The 17886-nt window shown below is 62.8% G+C and carries 16 protein-coding genes; 6 read left to right on the forward strand and 10 right to left on the reverse strand.

Annotated elements, in window-relative coordinates; translation table 11 throughout:
- The first annotated feature begins 3 nt into the window (after positions 1–3).
- The 3 genes from ACP15R_RS24040 to ACP15R_RS24050 are packed head-to-tail and all read left to right on the forward strand — an operon-like array spanning position 4 to position 2805.
- Positions 4–1050, forward strand: coding sequence for an alcohol dehydrogenase family protein (locus ACP15R_RS24040; protein WP_424988474.1), 1047 nt, complete (start codon positions 4–6; stop codon positions 1048–1050).
- Complete coding sequence (locus ACP15R_RS24045) at positions 1047–2390, forward strand: MmgE/PrpD family protein (protein ID WP_424988476.1); 1344 nt, start codon at positions 1047–1049, stop codon at positions 2388–2390. The genes ACP15R_RS24040 and ACP15R_RS24045 overlap by 4 nt, the downstream gene beginning before the upstream one ends.
- A gap of 1 nt (position 2391) precedes the next feature.
- Positions 2392–2805, forward strand: a complete 414-nt coding sequence (locus ACP15R_RS24050) for a hypothetical protein (RefSeq protein ID WP_424988477.1) — start codon at positions 2392–2394, stop codon at positions 2803–2805.
- Between the two features lie 20 nt (positions 2806–2825).
- Here the strand turns inward: ACP15R_RS24050 and ACP15R_RS24055 are convergent, their stop codons facing one another.
- The gene (locus ACP15R_RS24055; RefSeq protein WP_424988478.1) at positions 2826–3734 is read right to left on the reverse strand and encodes a LysR substrate-binding domain-containing protein; all 909 of its coding nucleotides are present in this window, start codon (positions 3732–3734) and stop codon (positions 2826–2828) included.
- 94 nt (positions 3735–3828) lie between these two features.
- Between ACP15R_RS24055 and ACP15R_RS24060 the strand changes: the two genes are divergently transcribed.
- The 3 genes from ACP15R_RS24060 (at position 3829) to ACP15R_RS24070 (ending at position 8886) form a co-directional block, all read left to right on the forward strand.
- Positions 3829–5349 (forward strand): trimethylamine methyltransferase family protein, encoded by a 1521-nt coding sequence (locus ACP15R_RS24060; protein ID WP_424988479.1) that lies wholly within the window; start codon positions 3829–3831, stop codon positions 5347–5349.
- Positions 5350–5411: 62 nt separating this feature from the next.
- On the forward strand, positions 5412–7880 hold the full coding sequence (locus ACP15R_RS24065; RefSeq protein ID WP_424988480.1) for a GcvT family protein: 2469 nt from the start codon (positions 5412–5414) through the stop codon (positions 7878–7880).
- Positions 7881–7896: 16 nt separating this feature from the next.
- Positions 7897–8886, forward strand: coding sequence for a GlxA family transcriptional regulator (locus ACP15R_RS24070; protein ID WP_424988481.1), 990 nt, complete (start codon positions 7897–7899; stop codon positions 8884–8886).
- A gap of 28 nt (positions 8887–8914) precedes the next feature.
- On the opposite strand, the gene ACP15R_RS24075 is transcribed toward ACP15R_RS24070, so the two are convergent.
- The 9 genes from ACP15R_RS24075 to ACP15R_RS24115 all read right to left on the reverse strand — a co-directional run bounded on the left by ACP15R_RS24075 (position 8915) and on the right by ACP15R_RS24115 (position 17866).
- Entirely contained in the window at positions 8915–10384 is a 1470-nt protein-coding gene (locus ACP15R_RS24075; protein ID WP_424988482.1) for a class I adenylate-forming enzyme family protein, read from the reverse strand.
- A 165-nt stretch (positions 10385–10549) separates the two neighbouring features.
- Positions 10550–11146 carry a TetR/AcrR family transcriptional regulator gene (locus tag ACP15R_RS24080; RefSeq protein ID WP_424988483.1) on the reverse strand — a complete coding sequence of 199 codons (597 nt, stop codon included), beginning with the start codon at positions 11144–11146 and terminating at the stop codon, positions 10550–10552.
- On the reverse strand, positions 11143–12012 hold the full coding sequence (locus ACP15R_RS24085; RefSeq protein ID WP_424988484.1) for an alpha/beta fold hydrolase: 870 nt from the start codon (positions 12010–12012) through the stop codon (positions 11143–11145). The genes ACP15R_RS24080 and ACP15R_RS24085 overlap by 4 nt, the downstream gene beginning before the upstream one ends.
- Positions 11919–12977, reverse strand: a complete 1059-nt coding sequence (locus tag ACP15R_RS24090; protein WP_424988485.1) for a branched-chain amino acid ABC transporter permease — start codon at positions 12975–12977, stop codon at positions 11919–11921. The genes ACP15R_RS24085 and ACP15R_RS24090 overlap by 94 nt, the downstream gene beginning before the upstream one ends.
- A 1-nt stretch (position 12978) precedes the next feature.
- Complete coding sequence (locus ACP15R_RS24095; protein ID WP_424988486.1) at positions 12979–14010, reverse strand: branched-chain amino acid ABC transporter permease; 1032 nt, start codon at positions 14008–14010, stop codon at positions 12979–12981.
- 1 nt (position 14011) lies between these two features.
- Complete coding sequence (locus ACP15R_RS24100; RefSeq protein ID WP_424988487.1) at positions 14012–14734, reverse strand: ABC transporter ATP-binding protein; 723 nt, start codon at positions 14732–14734, stop codon at positions 14012–14014.
- Positions 14727–15491, reverse strand: coding sequence for an ABC transporter ATP-binding protein (locus tag ACP15R_RS24105; RefSeq protein WP_424988488.1), 765 nt, complete (start codon positions 15489–15491; stop codon positions 14727–14729). The genes ACP15R_RS24100 and ACP15R_RS24105 overlap by 8 nt, the downstream gene beginning before the upstream one ends.
- A gap of 62 nt (positions 15492–15553) precedes the next feature.
- Positions 15554–16726 carry a substrate-binding domain-containing protein gene (locus tag ACP15R_RS24110; RefSeq protein WP_424988489.1) on the reverse strand — a complete coding sequence of 391 codons (1173 nt, stop codon included), beginning with the start codon at positions 16724–16726 and terminating at the stop codon, positions 15554–15556.
- A 180-nt stretch (positions 16727–16906) separates the two neighbouring features.
- Positions 16907–17866, reverse strand: a complete 960-nt coding sequence (locus ACP15R_RS24115; RefSeq protein ID WP_424988490.1) for an ornithine cyclodeaminase family protein — start codon at positions 17864–17866, stop codon at positions 16907–16909.
- Between the last annotated feature and the right edge of the window lie 20 nt (positions 17867–17886).

Genomic DNA, 17886 nt, shown 5'->3' on the forward strand with positions numbered 1-17886 from the left:
GCCGTGACGCAGGGCAACAAGATGAGTGGCGTGGTGCTGATGGGCCATGGCGGACCCGAGATGCTGGGCTGGCGCGATGACCTGACGATGCCGGAACCGGGGCCGCAGGACGTGGTTATCCGGGTGCGTGCGGCGGCTGTGAACAACACCGATGTCAACACCCGCATCGCCTGGTATTCCAAGGGCGAGGCCGAGGCGGATGACGCCAGCTGGTCAGGCAAGCCGCTGGAGTTTCCACGGGTTCAGGGCGCGGATGTCTGCGGAGAGATCGTGGCCGTCGGACAGCAAGTCGACCCGGGCCGGATCGGCGAACGGGTGCTTGTCGAGCCCTGCATCCGCGAGGCGGAGGGCACATTGCAGGATCCGCCCTGGTATTTCGGATCGGAATGCGATGGTGGGTTTGCCCAGTTCACGCGGGTTGCCGCGCGGCATGCCTATCGGGTTGAAAGCGACCTGTCCGACGAGGAACTGGCGTCTTTCCCCTGCTCTTATTCGACCGCCGAGAACATGCTGACACGGGCGGCGGTGCGCGCGGGCGAGACCGTTCTGGTTACCGGTGCGTCGGGCGGCGTCGGGTCGGCGGCGGTACAGCTGGCCCGGGCACGTGGCGCAAAGGTCATTGCGATCACCAGTCCGGCCAAGGCCGAGGCCCTGCGTGATCTTGGCGCGGCCACGACGCTTGGTCGCGACGATGACATCCTCGCCGCGCTTGGTGCCGCGAGCGTCGACGTGGTGGTCGATCTGGTCGCCGGGCCGAACTGGCCGGTGCTGCTGGATGTGCTGCGCTCGGGCGGGCGCTATGCGGTGGCGGGGGCGATTGGCGGGCCGATGGTCGAGCTTGACGTGCGCACGCTTTACCTCAAGGATCTCAGCTTTTTCGGCTGTACGGTGCTGGAGCCCGAGGTGTTCGGCAACCTGGTCGGGCGCATCGAGCGGGGCGAGATCAAACCGCTGGTCGCCGAGACCCATCCGTTGCGAGATATCGGCAAGGCCCAGCAGAATTTTGGCGAAAAGGGTCATATCGGCAAGATCGTTCTGCAAATCCCATGACCGCCGCCAGCCCGACCGCCCCGGCCTTTATCCATGAGCTGACCGTCGCGGATTTGCCCGCCGGGGTGCTGCACATGGCGCGGCGGTGTCTGGTGGATACAATTGCCGTCTGGGCCGCCGGGAGCGCAACCGGGGCCAGCCGGATCGTCCGCGATCACGCCGCCCGGCGATACCCGGGAGACCGGGTGTTGCCTTTTGACGGCCGCCCGGTCAACCCGGTGGGATTCGCCTTTGCCGGAGCAGCGAGCATTGATGCGCTTGATGCCCATGACGGGCATCAACTGTGCAAGGGTCACGCCAGCGTTGCGCTGGTTCCGGCGCTGCTGGGCGGGCTGGACGAAGCGGCCTGTGGTCTGGATGCGCTGCTCTGCCACCTGGTTGTTGGCGAGGAAATTGCCATCCGCGCCGGTCTTTCGCTGCATGCAACCGCGCCGGACTATCATTCGTCGGGGGCGTGGAACGCGGTGGGGTGCGCCGCAATCGCCAGCCGGTTGCGCGGTTTGACCATGGAGCAGACGCGACAGGCTCTTGGCATCGCGGAATATTATGGCCCCCGCGCACCGATGATGCGCTGTATCGACCATCCCGGCATGGTCAAGGACAGCAGTAGCTGGGGAGCGCTGTCCGGTGTTTCTGCCGCTGATCTGGCCGAGGATGGGTTCACGGGGGCGCCGGCGCTGACGGTCGAGGGGTCGGAAGTTGCTGGGTACTGGAGCGATCTTGGCGATCGCTGGCGCATCCTTGAAAGCAATTTCAAGGCGTTCCCTGTCTGCCGTTGGGCGCATCCGCCGGTCGAGGCCGTATTGTCGGTGATGCGCCACGAGACCATTTTGCCCGACGAGATCGGGCGCATCACCATCTCGACCTTTCACGAAGCGACCCGGCTGGCCACGCGCCGCCCCCGGGATGGCGATGCCGCCCAGTACAGCCTGCCGCTTGCCGTGGCCCTGGCCGCGCGCTTTGGCACCATCCTGCCCGCGCATCTGTTGCCGGACGTTTACGATTCACCGGATGTCTGGCGCATCGTGGATGCGGTCGACCTTGAAGAATCCGATGACTGCAACGCGCGCTTTCCCGCCGAGCGCCATGCCCGCGCCACGCTCACCTTGTGTGACGGCCGCCAGTATTCATCGGAGTTCATGGCCGCGCGGGGAAATCACGATGCGCCGCTGCCCGACCGGGAATTGCTGGAGAAACTGGAACACTATTCCGAGGCGGTTCTGGATGCCCAAAGCCGGGCACGGATCGCGGCGATTTTGACCGGCGAAAGCAATGCGCCATCCCCCGCCGAGCTGCTGGCGATGCTGCGCAGGGGGGCGGCGGGCCAAACCGGTTGCTGATTTGGACGACGACGAAATCATGGTGCACGAGGACGAAACCGTTTCGATCTGGACCTGCCGGTACGCGCCGGACGTGGTCTTTGCCCCGCATGAACATCGCATGGGCGTGCAAATCGCCGTCTATCGCGGTGCCGAGGTCGAAGTGCTGTACCGCCGGGAACCGGGCAAGCTGCGTCATGGCGGCAATCATCTGGTCAGGGCGGGCGACGTGGCGCGCCTTGGGCCCCAGGCCATCCACGCGATCACGGCGGATGGTGACGCGCCAAGCATTGCCATCCATGTCTATGAAGGCCCGCTGACACGGATCAAACGCGCCTTGTTCGACTGGACAAGCGGTGAAAAGATTGAGTTCAGCATGGAGAATTTCCACGCCATGGCACGCCGCAAACAGGACATGGAAGAGTTCAGGGGCTGAGCCCGTCTGACCGGGATAACTCAGCCGGTATGCGCCTGTGACAGGAACCAGTCGCGCACGGTTTCCGCCTTGGGGATCAGCGGGCGGGATTTCGACCAGACCAGGTAGAAGCCCTTGCCGGTGGTCCAGCTCCACTCCGGTCGCGCCACGAGCAATCCCTGCCTGACCAGCGGATCGACCAGGTGATGCCAGCCAAAGGCAAACCCTTCGCCTGCCATCGCCGCCTGAAGCACCAGCGCATAGTCATTCAACCGCAGACCGCCACTTGGCGGGGCCTCCTGCACGTCCATTGCATGAAACCATTGTTGCCACGATGGGCGCTCGCGAATGGGTTCCTCGAGATGGATCAATCGCTGTGCAAGGAGTGTTGCGACATTTCGCAGGTTGATCGCCGAGGCCATCACGCGCGGCGCGGCAACCGGATAGATCCGTTCTTCCGCGATCAATGCACAGTCGCAGTCGGTCCAGTCGCCGGTGCCCAGCCGGATGGTCAGGCTGATCGTTTCGGCGTTCAGGTCCGGTTCGCGGTTGCTTGACTGCAAACGCAGGTCGATATCCGGGTGATTGGCCTGAAATTGCCGGAGCCGGGGCAGCATCCAGTAATTGTTGAAGGCCGACGAAGCGCTGAGCGTGACGTGATCGTTGCTGGTGAATTGCTGAATGGCCGCGGCGGATTGCTCCAGCATCTCGAACGCCCGGGTCACGTCGGCAAAAAGACGGCTCCCCGCATTTGTCAGGGTGATCCTGCGATGGCTGCGCCGAAAGAGCATGGTGCCAAGCGAGAACTCCAGCTGTTTGATCGCCATGCTCACCGCAGGTTGCTGAACGTTCAGCTCCTGCGCGGCCTGCGTGAATGACCCGGTGCGCGCTGCGGCCTCGAAAAAGACCAGGTGACGAGGTGAAGACAGTTTGGACCAGAGCTTTTGCATAATCTGTGTTTATCCAAACCATTCCCATTTTCAACCGTCACAAGGGCCTGTTGGAGCGGTAATCATGACTGTGGCTGATTCAGGGAGGATCCCCATGGCGCGTCGTGCACGCATATCAAGGTCGCGGGACGTGGCGCAGAACGGCGCGGCACCGTCTCCGTTCATCCGGCGCAAGATCCCCCATTTCGACATTCTGGATGAAGACCAGCTTGTCCGGCTGGAAGAGCAGGTCGACTGGATCCTGCAAGACGTGGGTATCGCGTTTCGCGATGATCCCGAGGCGCTGGCGCTGTGGAATCGCGAAGGGGCGACCATTCAGGGCGATATCGTCCGCGCCCCGGCAGACTGGATTCGCGCGCTCTGCGCCAAGGCTCCGCGTGAATTCACCCAGCTGGCCCGCAACCGGGATCGCTCGGTCACGATTGGCGGCATGAACCAGGTGTTCGCCCCGATCTACGGCGCGCCGTTTGTGCGGGATCTCGATGGCGGGCGGCGCTATGGCGACATGTCGGCCTTCAAGGACCTGGTGCGCCTGACAAGCTTGCATCCCAACCTGCATCACGGCGGCTTTGTCACCTGTGAACCTTGTGACGTGCCCGTCAGCAAACGCCATCTGGATATGCTGTTTGCCCACATGACGCTTTCGGACAAGCCGCATCTGGGCGCGATCACCGAGATGAGCCGCGCGCAGGACAGCGTCGACATGGCCGAGATCGTCTTTGGGGCCGATGTGATGGCGGAAAACTGTGTCATCATGGGCAATGTGAACACCAACTCGCCCCTGCTGGTCGACAAGGTCGTGACCGAGGCGGCGCGGGTCTATAGCAGCCGGGGACAGGGCCTGATCGTGGTGCCCTTCATCCTTTCCGGCGCGATGGGGCCGGTCTCGACCGCCGCGTCGGTGGCGCAGGCCATGGCCGAGGCGATGATGGTCTGTGCCTATGTCCAGCTGCTCCGCCCGGGCGCGCCTTTCGTTCTGGGAAATTTCCTGTCGTCGATGTCCCTGAAATCCGGTGCACCCACATTCGGGATGCCCGAACCGGTGATCTCGAACTATGCCATCGGCCAGCTGGCGCGGCGGGCCGGTCTGCCGCTGCGCTGTGGCGGGTCGCTCACCGCGTCCAAGATCGAAGACGCCCAAGCCGCCTATGAGAGCGCGGATTCAATGCACTCCACCATGTTGGCGGGGGCGAATTTCGTGCTGCACTCGGCGGGCTGGCTCGAAGGGGGGCTGTGCGTGGGGTTCGAGAAGCTCATCATGGATGCCGACCGGCTGGGTGCCTATCAAAAGGTTCTGGGGCAGGGGCTTGATACCACCGACGACGCTCTGGCCCGCGATGCCTATGGCGAAGTCGAACCGGGCGGGCATTTTCTGGGCTGCGGCCACACCATGCGCAACTACCAGACCGCGTTTTACGACTCCCGGCTGAGCGACAGCGAAAATGTCGAAAGCTGGGAAGACGCCGGTTCGCAGGACATGCGCGCCCGCGCCCATGCCCGCTGGAAACAGATGCTCAGGGACTATCAAGAGCCCCCGATCGACGTGGCCCTGCGCGAGGAACTGGCGGCCTTTGTCGCCAGACGCAAGGAAGAACTGCCCGATGCGTGGTACTGAGATGCCCTCCCTTGCCCCGCAACACCCGGCCGCCGGCCATCACGCACCCGAGGAACCCCAAGATGCCTGACATACAAAAAGATGACACCGCCACCGGCAAACCGCTTCCGTCCCACGCCAAGGTGGTCATCATCGGCGGCGGTGTTGTGGGCTGTTCGATCCTGTTTCACCTGGCCAAGTTCGGCTGGAAAGACGTGGTCCTGCTCGAGCGGGACGAGCTGACCTCGGGTTCGAGCTGGCACGCGGCGGGACAGATCCACACGATCAGCTCTGATCCCAATATCAGCCGGCTGCAAAGCTATACGATCGACCTGTACAAGGAGATCGAAGAGACCTCGGGCCATTCCGTCGGCCTGCATATCACCGGCGGGTTCTATGCGGCCTCGACCAAGGAATGGTATGACTACCTCAAGCGCGAACGGTCCAAGGCGCGGTATATGGGGCTCAATCAGGAGTTCATCAGCCCCAGGGAACTGGCCGAGCGCCATCCGCTGATTGACCCCAAACACTACCATGCGGCGCTTTGGGACGACCAGGACGGTGATCTCGACCCCTCCGGCGCCACCTATGCCTTTGCCAAATCGGCACGCGTCCACGGCGCGCAGTATTTCACCCATTGCGGCGTCACCGCCATGTCGCAACGCCCGGACGGTTCGTGGGATCTGACCACGCCCAGGGGCACGCTCAATGCCGAGCAGATCGTCAATTGCGGCGGGCTCTGGGCGCGCGAGGTCGGGCAGATGTCGGGCCTCCACCTGCCGGTGCAGCCGATGGAGCATCATTACCTCATTACCGAAAAGATCCCGATGATCGCAGAGCGGATGGAGAGCATGGGCGAGGCCGGCCGTCTGCCCGCGGGGATCGATTACGAGGCCAATATCTATTTCCGGCAGGAACGTCAGGGGATGCTCCTGGGTACATACGAGCCGAAATCGACCCCGTGGAAGGTGGGCGGCACGCCGTGGGATTTCGGCCATGAACTGCTCCAGCCCGATCTGGACCGTATCGCCGACCGGCTCGAGATGTCGTTCGAGCGCATCCCCGCCGTCGGCAAGGCCGGTATCAAGGACATGATCAACGGGCCCTTTACCTTTGGCCCCGATGGCAACCCGATGATCGGTCCGGTTCCGGGGATGAAGAATTACTGGGTCGCTGTCGGCGTCATGGCCGGGTTCTGTCAGGGCGGCGGTGTGGGCCTGACCATGGCGGAATGGATGATCGACGGTGAACCGTCGATCGACGTCTGGGCGATGGATGTTGCCCGCTTTGGCGAATTCGCCACCCCCGATTGGGGCACGATCAAGTCCTCCGAGAATTACGAACGCCGTTTCGTGATGACCTTCCCCAACGAGACCCTGCCCAAGGGCCGGATGCAGAAAACCACCGCGCTTTATGATCGTCTGGTGGCCCGTGGTGCGCTGATGGATCAGGGCTTTGGCCTTGAAAGCGCGCAGTGGTTCGCCGATGGCCCCGAGGATGCCCACGAAGATCCGACATTCGAGCGCAACCGCTCTTTTGACTATGTCAAACGCGAGGTCGAGGCGGTGCAGAACGCCGTGGGCGGCATCGAGATCGCCAACTTTGCCAAGCATGAAATCAAGGGCGAGGGCGCGCGCGCCTATCTCGACCGGGCCCTTGCGGGTTATGTCCCCAAGCCCGGCCGTCTGACCCTGACCCCGATGCTGACCCCCAAGGGCAAGCTCTATGGCGATCTGACCGTGGCCTGTCTGGCCGAGGATCATTTCATGCTATTTGGCTCGGGCGCCATGCAGGAGGCGCATCGCCGCTGGTTTGAAAAGGACCTGCCCACAGGTGTGACCTATGCCAATGTCTCGGATGACTGGCACGGGATCGCCCTGTCGGGGCCCAGGTCGCGCGATTTGCTGGCGCGGATCACCCGCGACGACGTCAGCGCCGAGGCCCTGAAATTCCGCGATCTGCGCCAGACCTTTGTCGGCGGCGTGCCGGTGATCCTGAACCGGATCAGCTTTTCGGGCGAGCTGGGCTATGAGATCTATTGCCGTCCGCAATACCTGCTGCGGCTGGCCGAGGCGATCGAAGAGGCCGGGGGTGATCTGGGCTATCGCTGGTATGGCGCACGGGCGCTGCTGTCGATGCGGCTGGAAAAGGGCTGGGGCGTCTGGACCACCGAGTTCCGCCCCGATTTCAACGCGGTCGAGAGCGGCATGGACGCGTTCATCAACTGGAAAAAGGATTTCGTCGGCAAAGAGGCCAGCGAAACCTTCCGCGGCACGGGCGTCAAGCAGAGGCTGGTGACCATGACGATCGACGTGGACGGTATTGACGTGTCGGGCGACGAGGCGATCCTGAAAGATGGCCAAGCGGTCGGCTATGTCAGCTCGGGCGGCTATGCCCACCGGGTCGGCAAATCGATGGCGATGGGCTATGTCGCGTCAGCACTTGCCGAACCGGGGACCGCGTTGCAGGTCGAAATCCTGGGAGAGTTTTACGATGCGGAGGTGCTGGGCGGCCCGATCTACGATCCCGACGGCGCCAACATGCGCTGCTGAACCGGGGAAACGGATCATGGGGCGCACCGAAATCAAAATCGAAACCGCACAAGCCGATCTGGTTCAGGTGGACCGGTTTATATTCCTTCTGCTTCCGGGCTTCTCCTCGCTGGATCTTGGCGCGGGTGTGGACTCTCTGTCGTCGGCCAATGCCGTCGGCGGGCAGCCAAGATTTGTCTGGAACATCGTCGGTGAAACCGGTGCGCCGGTCACGTCGTCCTCGGGCATGACGGTTGCCGTTGACGGGGCTTTGCCGGAAACCCGCAGGGGCGATTGCATCGTCATCTGTGCCCCGCTGGATGAGCAGCAGCCCGCCTCGCCAAAGCTGACCACCTGGTTGCGGCGGGCGCTGCGCTTTGGCGCGCAGCTCTGCGGCCTTGGGGGAAGCGCGGCCTTGCTGGCCCATACAGGATTGGCGAAAGCAAACCGGCTGAGCACACATTGGAAACTCCAGCCGGCACTTGCCGAGATGTTCCCGGGGCTCGACGCGGTCTGTTCGGTGTATGAACAGGAAGGCAAAGTCGCGACCTGTGGCGGCGGGGTCGCGACGCTTGACATTTTTTCCGCGATGATCAGTCACAAATGCGGTGCCGAGGTTGCGTCCCACGTGGCGGATCAACTGTTATACGCCTCTGTTCGTTCAAGCGATGACCGGCAAACCAGAAGCGATCTTTGCCGCCTGGGAAACCGGAACGAAAAACTCGGGCATGCCATCCGGATCATACAGGCCAGCCTTGAGGCCCCGATTTCACCGTCATCGGTGGCCGAGCAAATCGGGCTATCGACCCGGCAGCTTGAGCGTCTTTTCCAGCGCTATGTCGGGTCCAGCCCAAAGATCTACATGACGACCCTGCGGCTTGACAGGGCGCGGCTGCTGCTGCTGCAAACCCAGCTGAGCATCATCGATGTGGCGGTTGCCTGCGGCTTTACGTCATCAAGCCACTTTTCCAAGCTGTACCGCAAGAAATTCGGCATATCACCGCATCTTGAGCGCGGGGTGGCGTGACCGGCGCGGTTTGCCCGGCCATTGCCATTCAAAGGTCTTGGAACTGTGCGATCAGGTCAGGTTTGCGGATCTTGCCGGCGGCGGTGCGTGGGAAATCCTTTACCAGCCGCAAATGGGCCGGCACCTTGTAGGCCGCGAGCCGCGCGCGGCTCCAGGTCCGAAGTTCATCCGGGTCGAGCGTCGCAGCCGGGTGCAGCATGATGAACGCGGCCCCGACCTCTCCCCAGCGATCATCCGGCACGCCCACAACGGCACATTCCAGAATTGATGGATGGGTGTGCAGGGCACGCTCGACCTCTGCCGGATAGACGTTTTCGCCGCCCGAAATGAACATGTCCTTGATGCGATCGACGATATAGTAATACCCGTCCGCGTCCCGGCGCGCGACATCGCCCGTGGCGAGCCAGCCATCCTCCGCGATCACCTTTGCGGTTGCTTGCGGATGTCCGAAATAGCCCGGCGTGATACCGGGGCCGCGCAGGTAAAGTTCTCCTTCGCCGGGCATGCCATCGGCTACGCCTTCAAGGCGAACCTCGGCGAGGGTTTGCGGCTTGCCGACTGAGCCGATCTTGTCCACCGCATGGGCCGGGTCCATCAGGAAAACGGTCGGGCCGCTTTCGGTCATCCCCATGCCGTTCAGAACATAGGCGCCCTTGTCCGCAAAGAACCGGATCAGGTGTTCCGCAAGCGGCGCGCCACCACAGCCGCAGCGGATGTTTGACCAGTCTATCGCATCGATATCCGGCATCAGCGAAAACGCCTGGTAAATGGCCGGAACCCCAAAGAACTGCGTCAGGTTTCCCGATGCCAAAAGGCGGTGAATCCCGGTTTCTGCAAAATTGGGCAGGATCGTCGAATGCCCCCCGGCAAGGAACAGGGGCAGGGTATAAAGGTTGATCCCCGCAGTGTGGAACAGGGGCAGGAAACACAGGCTCCGGTCCGTCGAGGTCAGATCGACGGCATGGCCGATGTTCACCGCATTGGCCCAGGCCATGCGCGCGGTCTGGATGACCGCCTTGGGCAACCCGGTGGTGCCAGAGGTAAAGAGCAGATACCAGGGGCGGGTGGCGTCGATGGCGGCGGACAGATCCGGCCCGCCCGTGTCGATCCACCGCGCGAGATCCTCTTCCAGCGTGCGGCAGGTCACACCGCAGCTTTGGGCAAGCCGTTGCGCCGTTTCCCGATACCCGGCGTCATGCAGCAACAGATCGATGCCGACGGTTTCGATGACATCCGCCAGCTCGGTGGCGGGCGAGCGCCAGTTCAGCGGGCACAGGATCAGCCCGGTTTTCTGGCAGGCGAAAAGCGTCACGAAGAACTCCGCCCGGTTCTGGCAGAGAATGCCGACACGCGCACCGTCTTGCAGGGCTTGGGATTTCAGCCCTGCCGCCACCCCGTTTGCGGCCGTGTTGATCCGCGCGAAACTCCAGTCCTGCCCGGTGCCCGTGTCGTGAAATGCAACCGCATCCGGGGTCAAATCCGCCCGCTTTGCAGCCATATCCGGGATCCGATCAAACATCGGTCCAATCAACGCGCCGGTGAATGCGCGACGGGATCCTGGGCCTGGCGATCCGACGGGCAAATGCCCGGGGCACTGCGCGCGTGGTCCGGCAATGGCGGGGACCGCCCGGCAACATGACCTGTTCCCGCTGCGCCCGTTGGGTCATGGGGCCAGTCCATTGCAGATGAACCTGTGGGCTTCGGTCACGACGCGTTCAATGTCGGGGGAGTCGTCCCACAGCACAAAACGTTCCCCCAGCGTTTTTGCGACACCCATCAGGGCCCAGGCCCGGATTTCGGCATCGCCGGCGGATATTTCGCGCGCCTCGACGGCTTCGTCCAGCTGCTGGGCATAGGCCTGAGCGAATTCGGTATAGTAGGATCGATAGATCTCGGGATCGACGAAACGGGCCTCTTCCACAATCGAATATTGCATGGGGCGGTCGCGAATGACGGTCAGATAGGCCTCAAGCCCGATCCGTTCCGCCTCCAGCCGGTCTTGCGCCGCCTCGATCCGTTCGGCGGCTTGCGCGCGGGTTTTGCGCCCCATGTCCAGAACCAATTCGCGAAAAACCTCGTCCTTGCTCTTGAAGTAGATATAGAAAGTTCCCATTGCCGTGTCGGCAGCCCGGGTAATGTCGGCTATCGAGGCCGCGACAAAACCTTTCTCTCCGATGACCTGCTCGGCTGCAACGAGTATCTTGGCGCGACGCTCCTTGCCCCGCGCGGTTTTGGGGATTGTGCCCGCTGTCTTGGTCATGTCCGACGGCCTTCTTGCAATGCGTGCCCGCGCCGGTCCCGCAGGAAATTTCTCAGGACTTGGCAAAACAAATCGGGCTCTTCCAGATGTGGCGAATGCCCCGAGCCCTCGAACTGGTGAAGCCGGGCATCGCGGGCTTGCGAACAGATCCACTGTGCCGTGGCATCCGAATAAAGACGGCTCTGGCGTCCCGAGCAGACAAGATAGGGGATGTCGATCAGGGGGATTGTCTGGCGTTCATCCAATGTGACAAGATCCTCCCACGCCCGGCTGAGATGCTCGGGGCTCTGCGCCAGCAGCCGCAGCCGGACCTCTTCGGCGGACAGAACCGGCGCGCTGCGGGCGGCGAACATGTTGCGCGAGACGCAGCCTGCCACGCGCGGCCAGTCCGACCTGATGCGCGCCGTCGCGGCGAGTATCGCCCCGGCCCCCGGCGCTTTCATGCCCTTGTCCCAGCCATCGTCCGGCATGATCCTGGGGCTCATGTCGATGGTGATCAACCCGGCAAGGGCCGAGGTTCCCCGCGTCCGGACATACCGCCAGGCGGCCCCGGCCCCCATCGACCAGCCAACCAGAACGGGCCGGTCCAGATCATGAACAAGCGTGTCGACCAGATCGCAGCACGCATCCAGCCCGAGGCGCGAGGTCTGGTTTGATCCATGTCCGGGCAGGTCGGGCGCATGGCATTCGAACCCCGGCCCCAACCGGGCTGCGAGATCGGCGAAAACATCTCCGGTCATGGCCCATCCATGCAGGAAAAGCAGCTGTGTCGTCACGAGCCGCCCCGCTCGCGAAGGCGTCCGACCATGCCGGTGGGAAAGAAATAGACACTGAGAATGAACAATATTCCCAGCCACATCAGCCATCTGTCAGGGTTCAGCAAATGCGGCACAAGCGGCAGGGCAGAGGTGGCCTCGGAAGCGTTGCCCATCAGCGACTGCAAATAGGTCTGGGCCATGATGAAAAGCGTCACGCCGATGACGGCCCCGTACATGGTGCCCATTCCGCCGATCACGACCATCAGCAGCACGTCCAGCATGATCTCAAAGCTCAGCGTCGTGTCGGGACCGACATAGCGCAGCCATACGGCGAACAGGCTGCCGGCCAGCGCGGCGGCGGCGGCCGACATGCAGGTTGCCGCGGTGCGGTACCAGACAACGCGATAGCCAATCGCTTCGGCGCGAAAGTCGTTCTCGCGGATGGCCTGCAGCACCCGCCCGAACGGAGAGTTCACAATCCGCAGCAACAGCAGGAATGTCAGGGTCGAGACGATGAAGATCAGATAGTAGTTCAGCGTCTTGCCGGTGATCCTGGTGCCGAGGAACTCGCCCATCCGATTGGCAGAGGTCAGCAGGCGCGGGATCTTGTAGGTCAACCCGTCCTCGCCGCCCGTGATGGCGGAAAACTGCGATACCAGCACCGCCACGGCGGAAGCCACGGCAAGCGTGATCATTGCAAAGAAGATGGCGCGCACGCGCAGGCTGAAGAGCCCGATCAGCAGCGCAAGAAGCACGGCCGCAATGGCCCCGGTCACGGTTCCGACCAGAATGGCATCAAACCCGCGCCCCATATGGGTCGAGGCCAGCGCCACCCCATAGGCCCCCAGGCCAAAGAACATCGTGTGCGCAAAGCTGACGATGCCGCCGTATCCGAGCAGCAGATCATAGCTGGCCACCAGCACGATGAACACGCAGATCCGGGCCGCCGTATCAAGCGGGCGTACGCCGTCAAAGATAAAGGGTGCCCCGGCAAGGCAGATGAATATCACCAGCAAGAGGGCCGTGAGCACAGCAGAGCGGGGCTGATCGCCAGAGAGCAGTTTTGCAATCATCTTACTTTGCCTTTACCACCGGCAGCATGCCTTGCGGCCGCCACATCAGGATCGCTGTCATCAATGCGATATTCGACACCAAAGCCAGCTTGGGTTCGAGAAATGCCACATAGTTCTGGACCAGCCCCACCAGGAGCGCGCCGATAAAGGCCCCTTCGACCGACCCAAGCCCGCCGATGATCGCCACGATGAACACCAGCACCATCATCTTTTCGCCCATCCCGGCGGTGATCACCTCTTGGTAGAGGCCCCACATCACGCCGCCCAGACCGGCCAGCGCCGAGCCGGCGATGAACACGCCCACAAAGACCAGCCGCAGGCGATATCCTAGGGCTTCCACCATGGGGCCGTCTTCTACACCGGCGCGCACGATCAGGCCGATCTTGGTGCGGCGCAAGACCAGGCGCATTGCCAGAAACAGCACCAGCCCGATGCCGACCGCCAGCAGCCGGTAGGTTTCCATCGCGGCACCCGCAAAGGTGATCGCGCCTTTCAGCATCTCGGGGCGGGTGATGAAAATCTCATCCGGCCCCCAGATCACGTGGATCAGTTGCTCGATCACGATCAGCCCGCCGACCGTGACCAGAATTTGCTTCAGATGCGCGCCATAGACCGGTTTGACGATCACCCGCTCAAATCCCCAGCCCAGCATGCCCGTTACGGCCATCGCGGCCACAACCGCCAGGAAGATGGCGGACATGTTCAGTAGCAGCGACGCCGCCCCGGTCCAGTCGCCAAGCGCAATCAGAACCGACACGCCGACAAAGGCACCGACGGACACAAAGGCACCATGCCCGAAATTGATGACATCCATCAATCCGAACACCAGCGTCAGACCGGAGGCCATGATAAAGATCATCATTCCCATGGCGAGGCCGGACACCGTCAGGGTCAGCCAGGAGGAGGGCGTTCCGATGGCGACGAACCCGATGCATATCAAAAGCGGAACCAGCAACAGCGGCATGGCCTGGCCCAATCGTTCGGATATCGAGATATCCGCAAAGGTCGGTCTGTGATCCGGTGCTGCGGTCATGTCAATGCATCTCCATGCTCAGACCCATCAGGCGTTCCTGAAGGTCCTTGTCGGTGGCAAGTTCGCGCATGGCGCCTGTCCAGATGACATGCCCGTCATCCATCACCGCCGCGGTGTCGCCAAGCGCCTTTGCAACAGAGAAATTCTGTTCGACCAGAAGGATCGAGGCTCCTTGCGCTTTCAACTCGCGCAGCGCCTGTGCCATGGTCGACACAATCGCCGGCGCAAGCCCCTTGGTGGGTTCGTCGATCAGGTACAGCTTGCGGTCTTCTGCCAATGCACGGGCAATCGACAGCATCTGTTTCTGGCCGCCCGACAGGTTTCCCGCCTCGCTGGTCCAGAAGGTACCCAGGGCCGGAAACGCGGTCAGCAACCAATCCTTGCGAACGGGGTCCAGCGGCCCCGAACTGCTGCCCAGGATCATGTTTTCCTCGACGGTCAGGTCGCTGAAGATGCCCATGTTCTCGGGCACAAATCCCAATCCGGCGCGGGCGCGGGCGGCAACCGGCATCCGGGCGATGTCCTGGCCGTCAAACCGGATCTCTCCGGCCTTGGCGGCCCATTGGCCCATGATCGTCCTGAGCGTGGTGGTCTTGCCCACGCCATTGCGGCCCAGCAGCATCGTCACCTGACCGCGCGGCACTTCGAGGTCGACGCCCTGCAGGATATGGTATTGTGCGATATCGGTGAAAACGCCGCGCAGCGACAGGATGGGATCAGACATCTTGCAGTTCCTTGCCCATATATGCCTCTTGCACCACGCTGGATGACATGACCTCTGCCGGAGGCCCGTCAGCGGCCAGCGCGCCATTGTGCAAAACAATGATGCGATCGGCGAGGCTGCGGATCACGTCCAGCTTGTGCTCTACCAGGAGGACCGTGCGTTCCTTGTCTTGCTTGATCTCGGCAATGAGATCGAGGATCACCGGCGCTTCGTCCACGCTCATGCCGGCGGTGGGTTCGTCAAACATGAAGACCTTGGGATCGAGCCCAAGCAGCAGCGCCACCTCGAGCTTGCGCTGATCGCCGTGGGACAGTTCGGACACGGCCTGATCCTTCTGGTCCGCCAACCGGACCCGTTCGAGTATCTCCATCGCGCTTGCGGTCAATGCGGTGTGGCTGTCGGCCATGGACAGCAGGCGAAAACCCATGTTGCGCCGCGATTGAATGACCAGCCGCACATTCTCCAGAACCGATAGCATCGGGAAAAGGTTCGTCAGCTGAAACGCGCGCCCAAGACCGCGACGACATCTGTCGGACACGCCCAGGCGGGTGATGTCCTGACCCATCAGGGTCACCGTTCCCGAAGACGCGGCGATCTGCCCCGAGATCAGGTTGAAATAGGTGGTTTTGCCCGCGCCGTTCGGACCCACGATGGCTGTCAGTTCGCCTGCGTGAAAGGCGCAGGAAACCGCATCAACCGCGAGATGCCCGCCAAAGCGCACACTCAGGGCCTCGGTCTGCAAAAGTATCTGCGACATGGCTTGATCCTTTGTGGATAGGATGAGGCCGCACGCGCCGCCTCATCGCCGCATTCTCGGGATCAGTTGCGGATCGGGATGTCCAATTCATCCATGCCGATCTCACGCACCAGGACGGGCACACCATAATCCTTGCCGTCCTGGATTTCCGTGCGGAAGTGATACATGGATTGCATCGCCTGATGATCCTCCGGGCGGAACATCATCGGCCCCTTTGGGGTCTCCCACCGCATGCCCTTCATGGCCTCGATCAGGGCTTCCGTGTCCTCGGCACCCCCTGCCTTCCTGATGGCCTCGACGATGGCGATCCCGGCGGACATGCCTCCGGCGGTGAAGAAATCCGGCGGGCTGTCAAAGCGTTCGAAATGGGTGTTCACCAGCCAGTCGTTCACCGGGTTCTGCGGAATTTCATAGTAGTAATAGGTCGCGCCTTCCATGCCGGGCAATTCCTTGTAGGCCGTCAGCGCCGCAAGGATGTTGCCACCCGTTGCAATCTCGATGCCAAAACGGCCCGGCTCCATGGCATTGATCTTGCTCATCGGGTTGCCGCCGCCGGCCCAGATGATGAACAGCTTCTTTTCGCCTTCGATGTCGCCCATCGCGGAAAAGATACGCTCGGCGGCGGCGGTGAAATCGGTGGTGTCCGTCGGCACGAACTCCTGATGGGCGATCTTTGCGCCGGTTGCTTCCAGAGCTTCCGAGAACGCCGCCACGCCATCGCGGCCAAACGCGTAATCCTGGGCAAGCGTGGCAACCGTCACGCCCTCGCCGCCCAGGGCGACCGCATTGGAGATCGCGTCCTGCGATGAGTTGCGGCCCGTACGGAAAATATACGGGTTCCAGTTGTCGCCGGTGATCGAATCCGCCACGGCGGGCTCGACGATCAGCACGCGTTCGTACTCTTCCGCCACCGGGAGCATCGCCAGCGCGACCCCGGAGCTGACCGGGCCCACGGCAATATGGGCATCATCGTCGCCATAGGCTTCCTCCAGCAGGGACCGCCCGACATCCGGCTTCAGCTGGGTATCCTTTTCCAGAACAACGATGGGTTCGCCGTCGATCTCCATCGAGCCACCGGTGGCATATTCAAGACCCAGCATCAGCCCGTTATGCGACTGGGCCGCATATGCCTCGAACGGGCCTGTCTTGCCATAGACATGCGCGATGCGAATTTCTGAAAATGCCGCCGTGGATATGAGCGAGCTGGCGGTCGCCAATGCAACTAGGCGCAGCATGAAGAGTCCTCCCTCTTGGTTTGCCAAATATATGAAACATGAATCATGATTCATGTCAAGCGACGGAAATTCCCCGTGCCCGCAAGGACAGGGGGTTGCCGTTCGGCAGAGTTTGGCTATGCGTTGGGCAGGGCGCAGCGGATCGGCGTTGTTGCCACGCCAGTTCCGCGCGGCAAGCGGTCAGGCAGAGTCCGTCGACCGCGCCGGGCTGTGCAATATCAGGTCGGCGGCGGCCAGGTCCTCAAGCGACATGCCAACGGATTTGAACACGGTGCGTTCGTCGGCGCGGCTGCGGCCCGGATGCAGCCCCTGGCACAGAGCTTTGAGATCGGCCTTGATAGAACCCGCGGTGATCGCCCCGGAGCGCAGCGGCGCGTGCAGGTCGCCCGATTTCCCGGCCCCCTCGACGGTATCCACAAACAGGGTGGCTCCGGCGATGGCCTGATCGTCGCTCTCGCGCATGTCGGGCCGGAAGGCACCGATCAGGTCCAGATGGCTGCCGGGCCTGAGCCATTCCCCAAGAACCAGCGGTTTGGTGGACGCGGTGATGGTGCTGATCACATCCGCCCGGGCGCAGGCCTGTTGCAGGTCGCTGACGGCGGTGGCCCTGAGCCCGGCTTGCACCAGCTCCCGTGCCAGCTCCTCGGCCTTGGCGGCGGTACGGCCCCAGACCAGATGTTCCTCGTAATCGCGGACCTGCGCATGTGCTTGCGCCACCGAAACCGCCAGCTGCCCGGTGCCCACAATCAGGTGCGTTCTGGCGTCCTGACGCGCCAGATAACCCGCCGCCAGCGCCGAGGCGGCGGCGGTGCGCCGGGCGGTCAGCGCGTCCCCGTCCATCACCGCCCGCAGCTGGCCGGTTTCGCCATCAAAGACCATATAGCTGGCGTTGATGGTCGCCAGCCCCCTGGCGGGGTTGGCGGGAAAGAAGGTCACGGCCTTCAGGCCAATCGCCTGTCCGGGCACCCAGGCGGGCATGATCAGCAGCGAGGCTTCGGTTCCGTCCGGTTGCGCAATGGCGCAGACCTGGCGTTCGGGGGCCTCGACCTGATCGGCGGCGATCCAGTCTCGCAAATGCGCAATCAAGGCTGACCAGTCCAATGCGGTTTCAACCGCGCGGTGATCCATGAGAGGCGTCATGAGCGGGACCTTTCTGCGTC

It is taken from the genome of Microbulbifer sp. S227A, assembly GCF_049800935.1.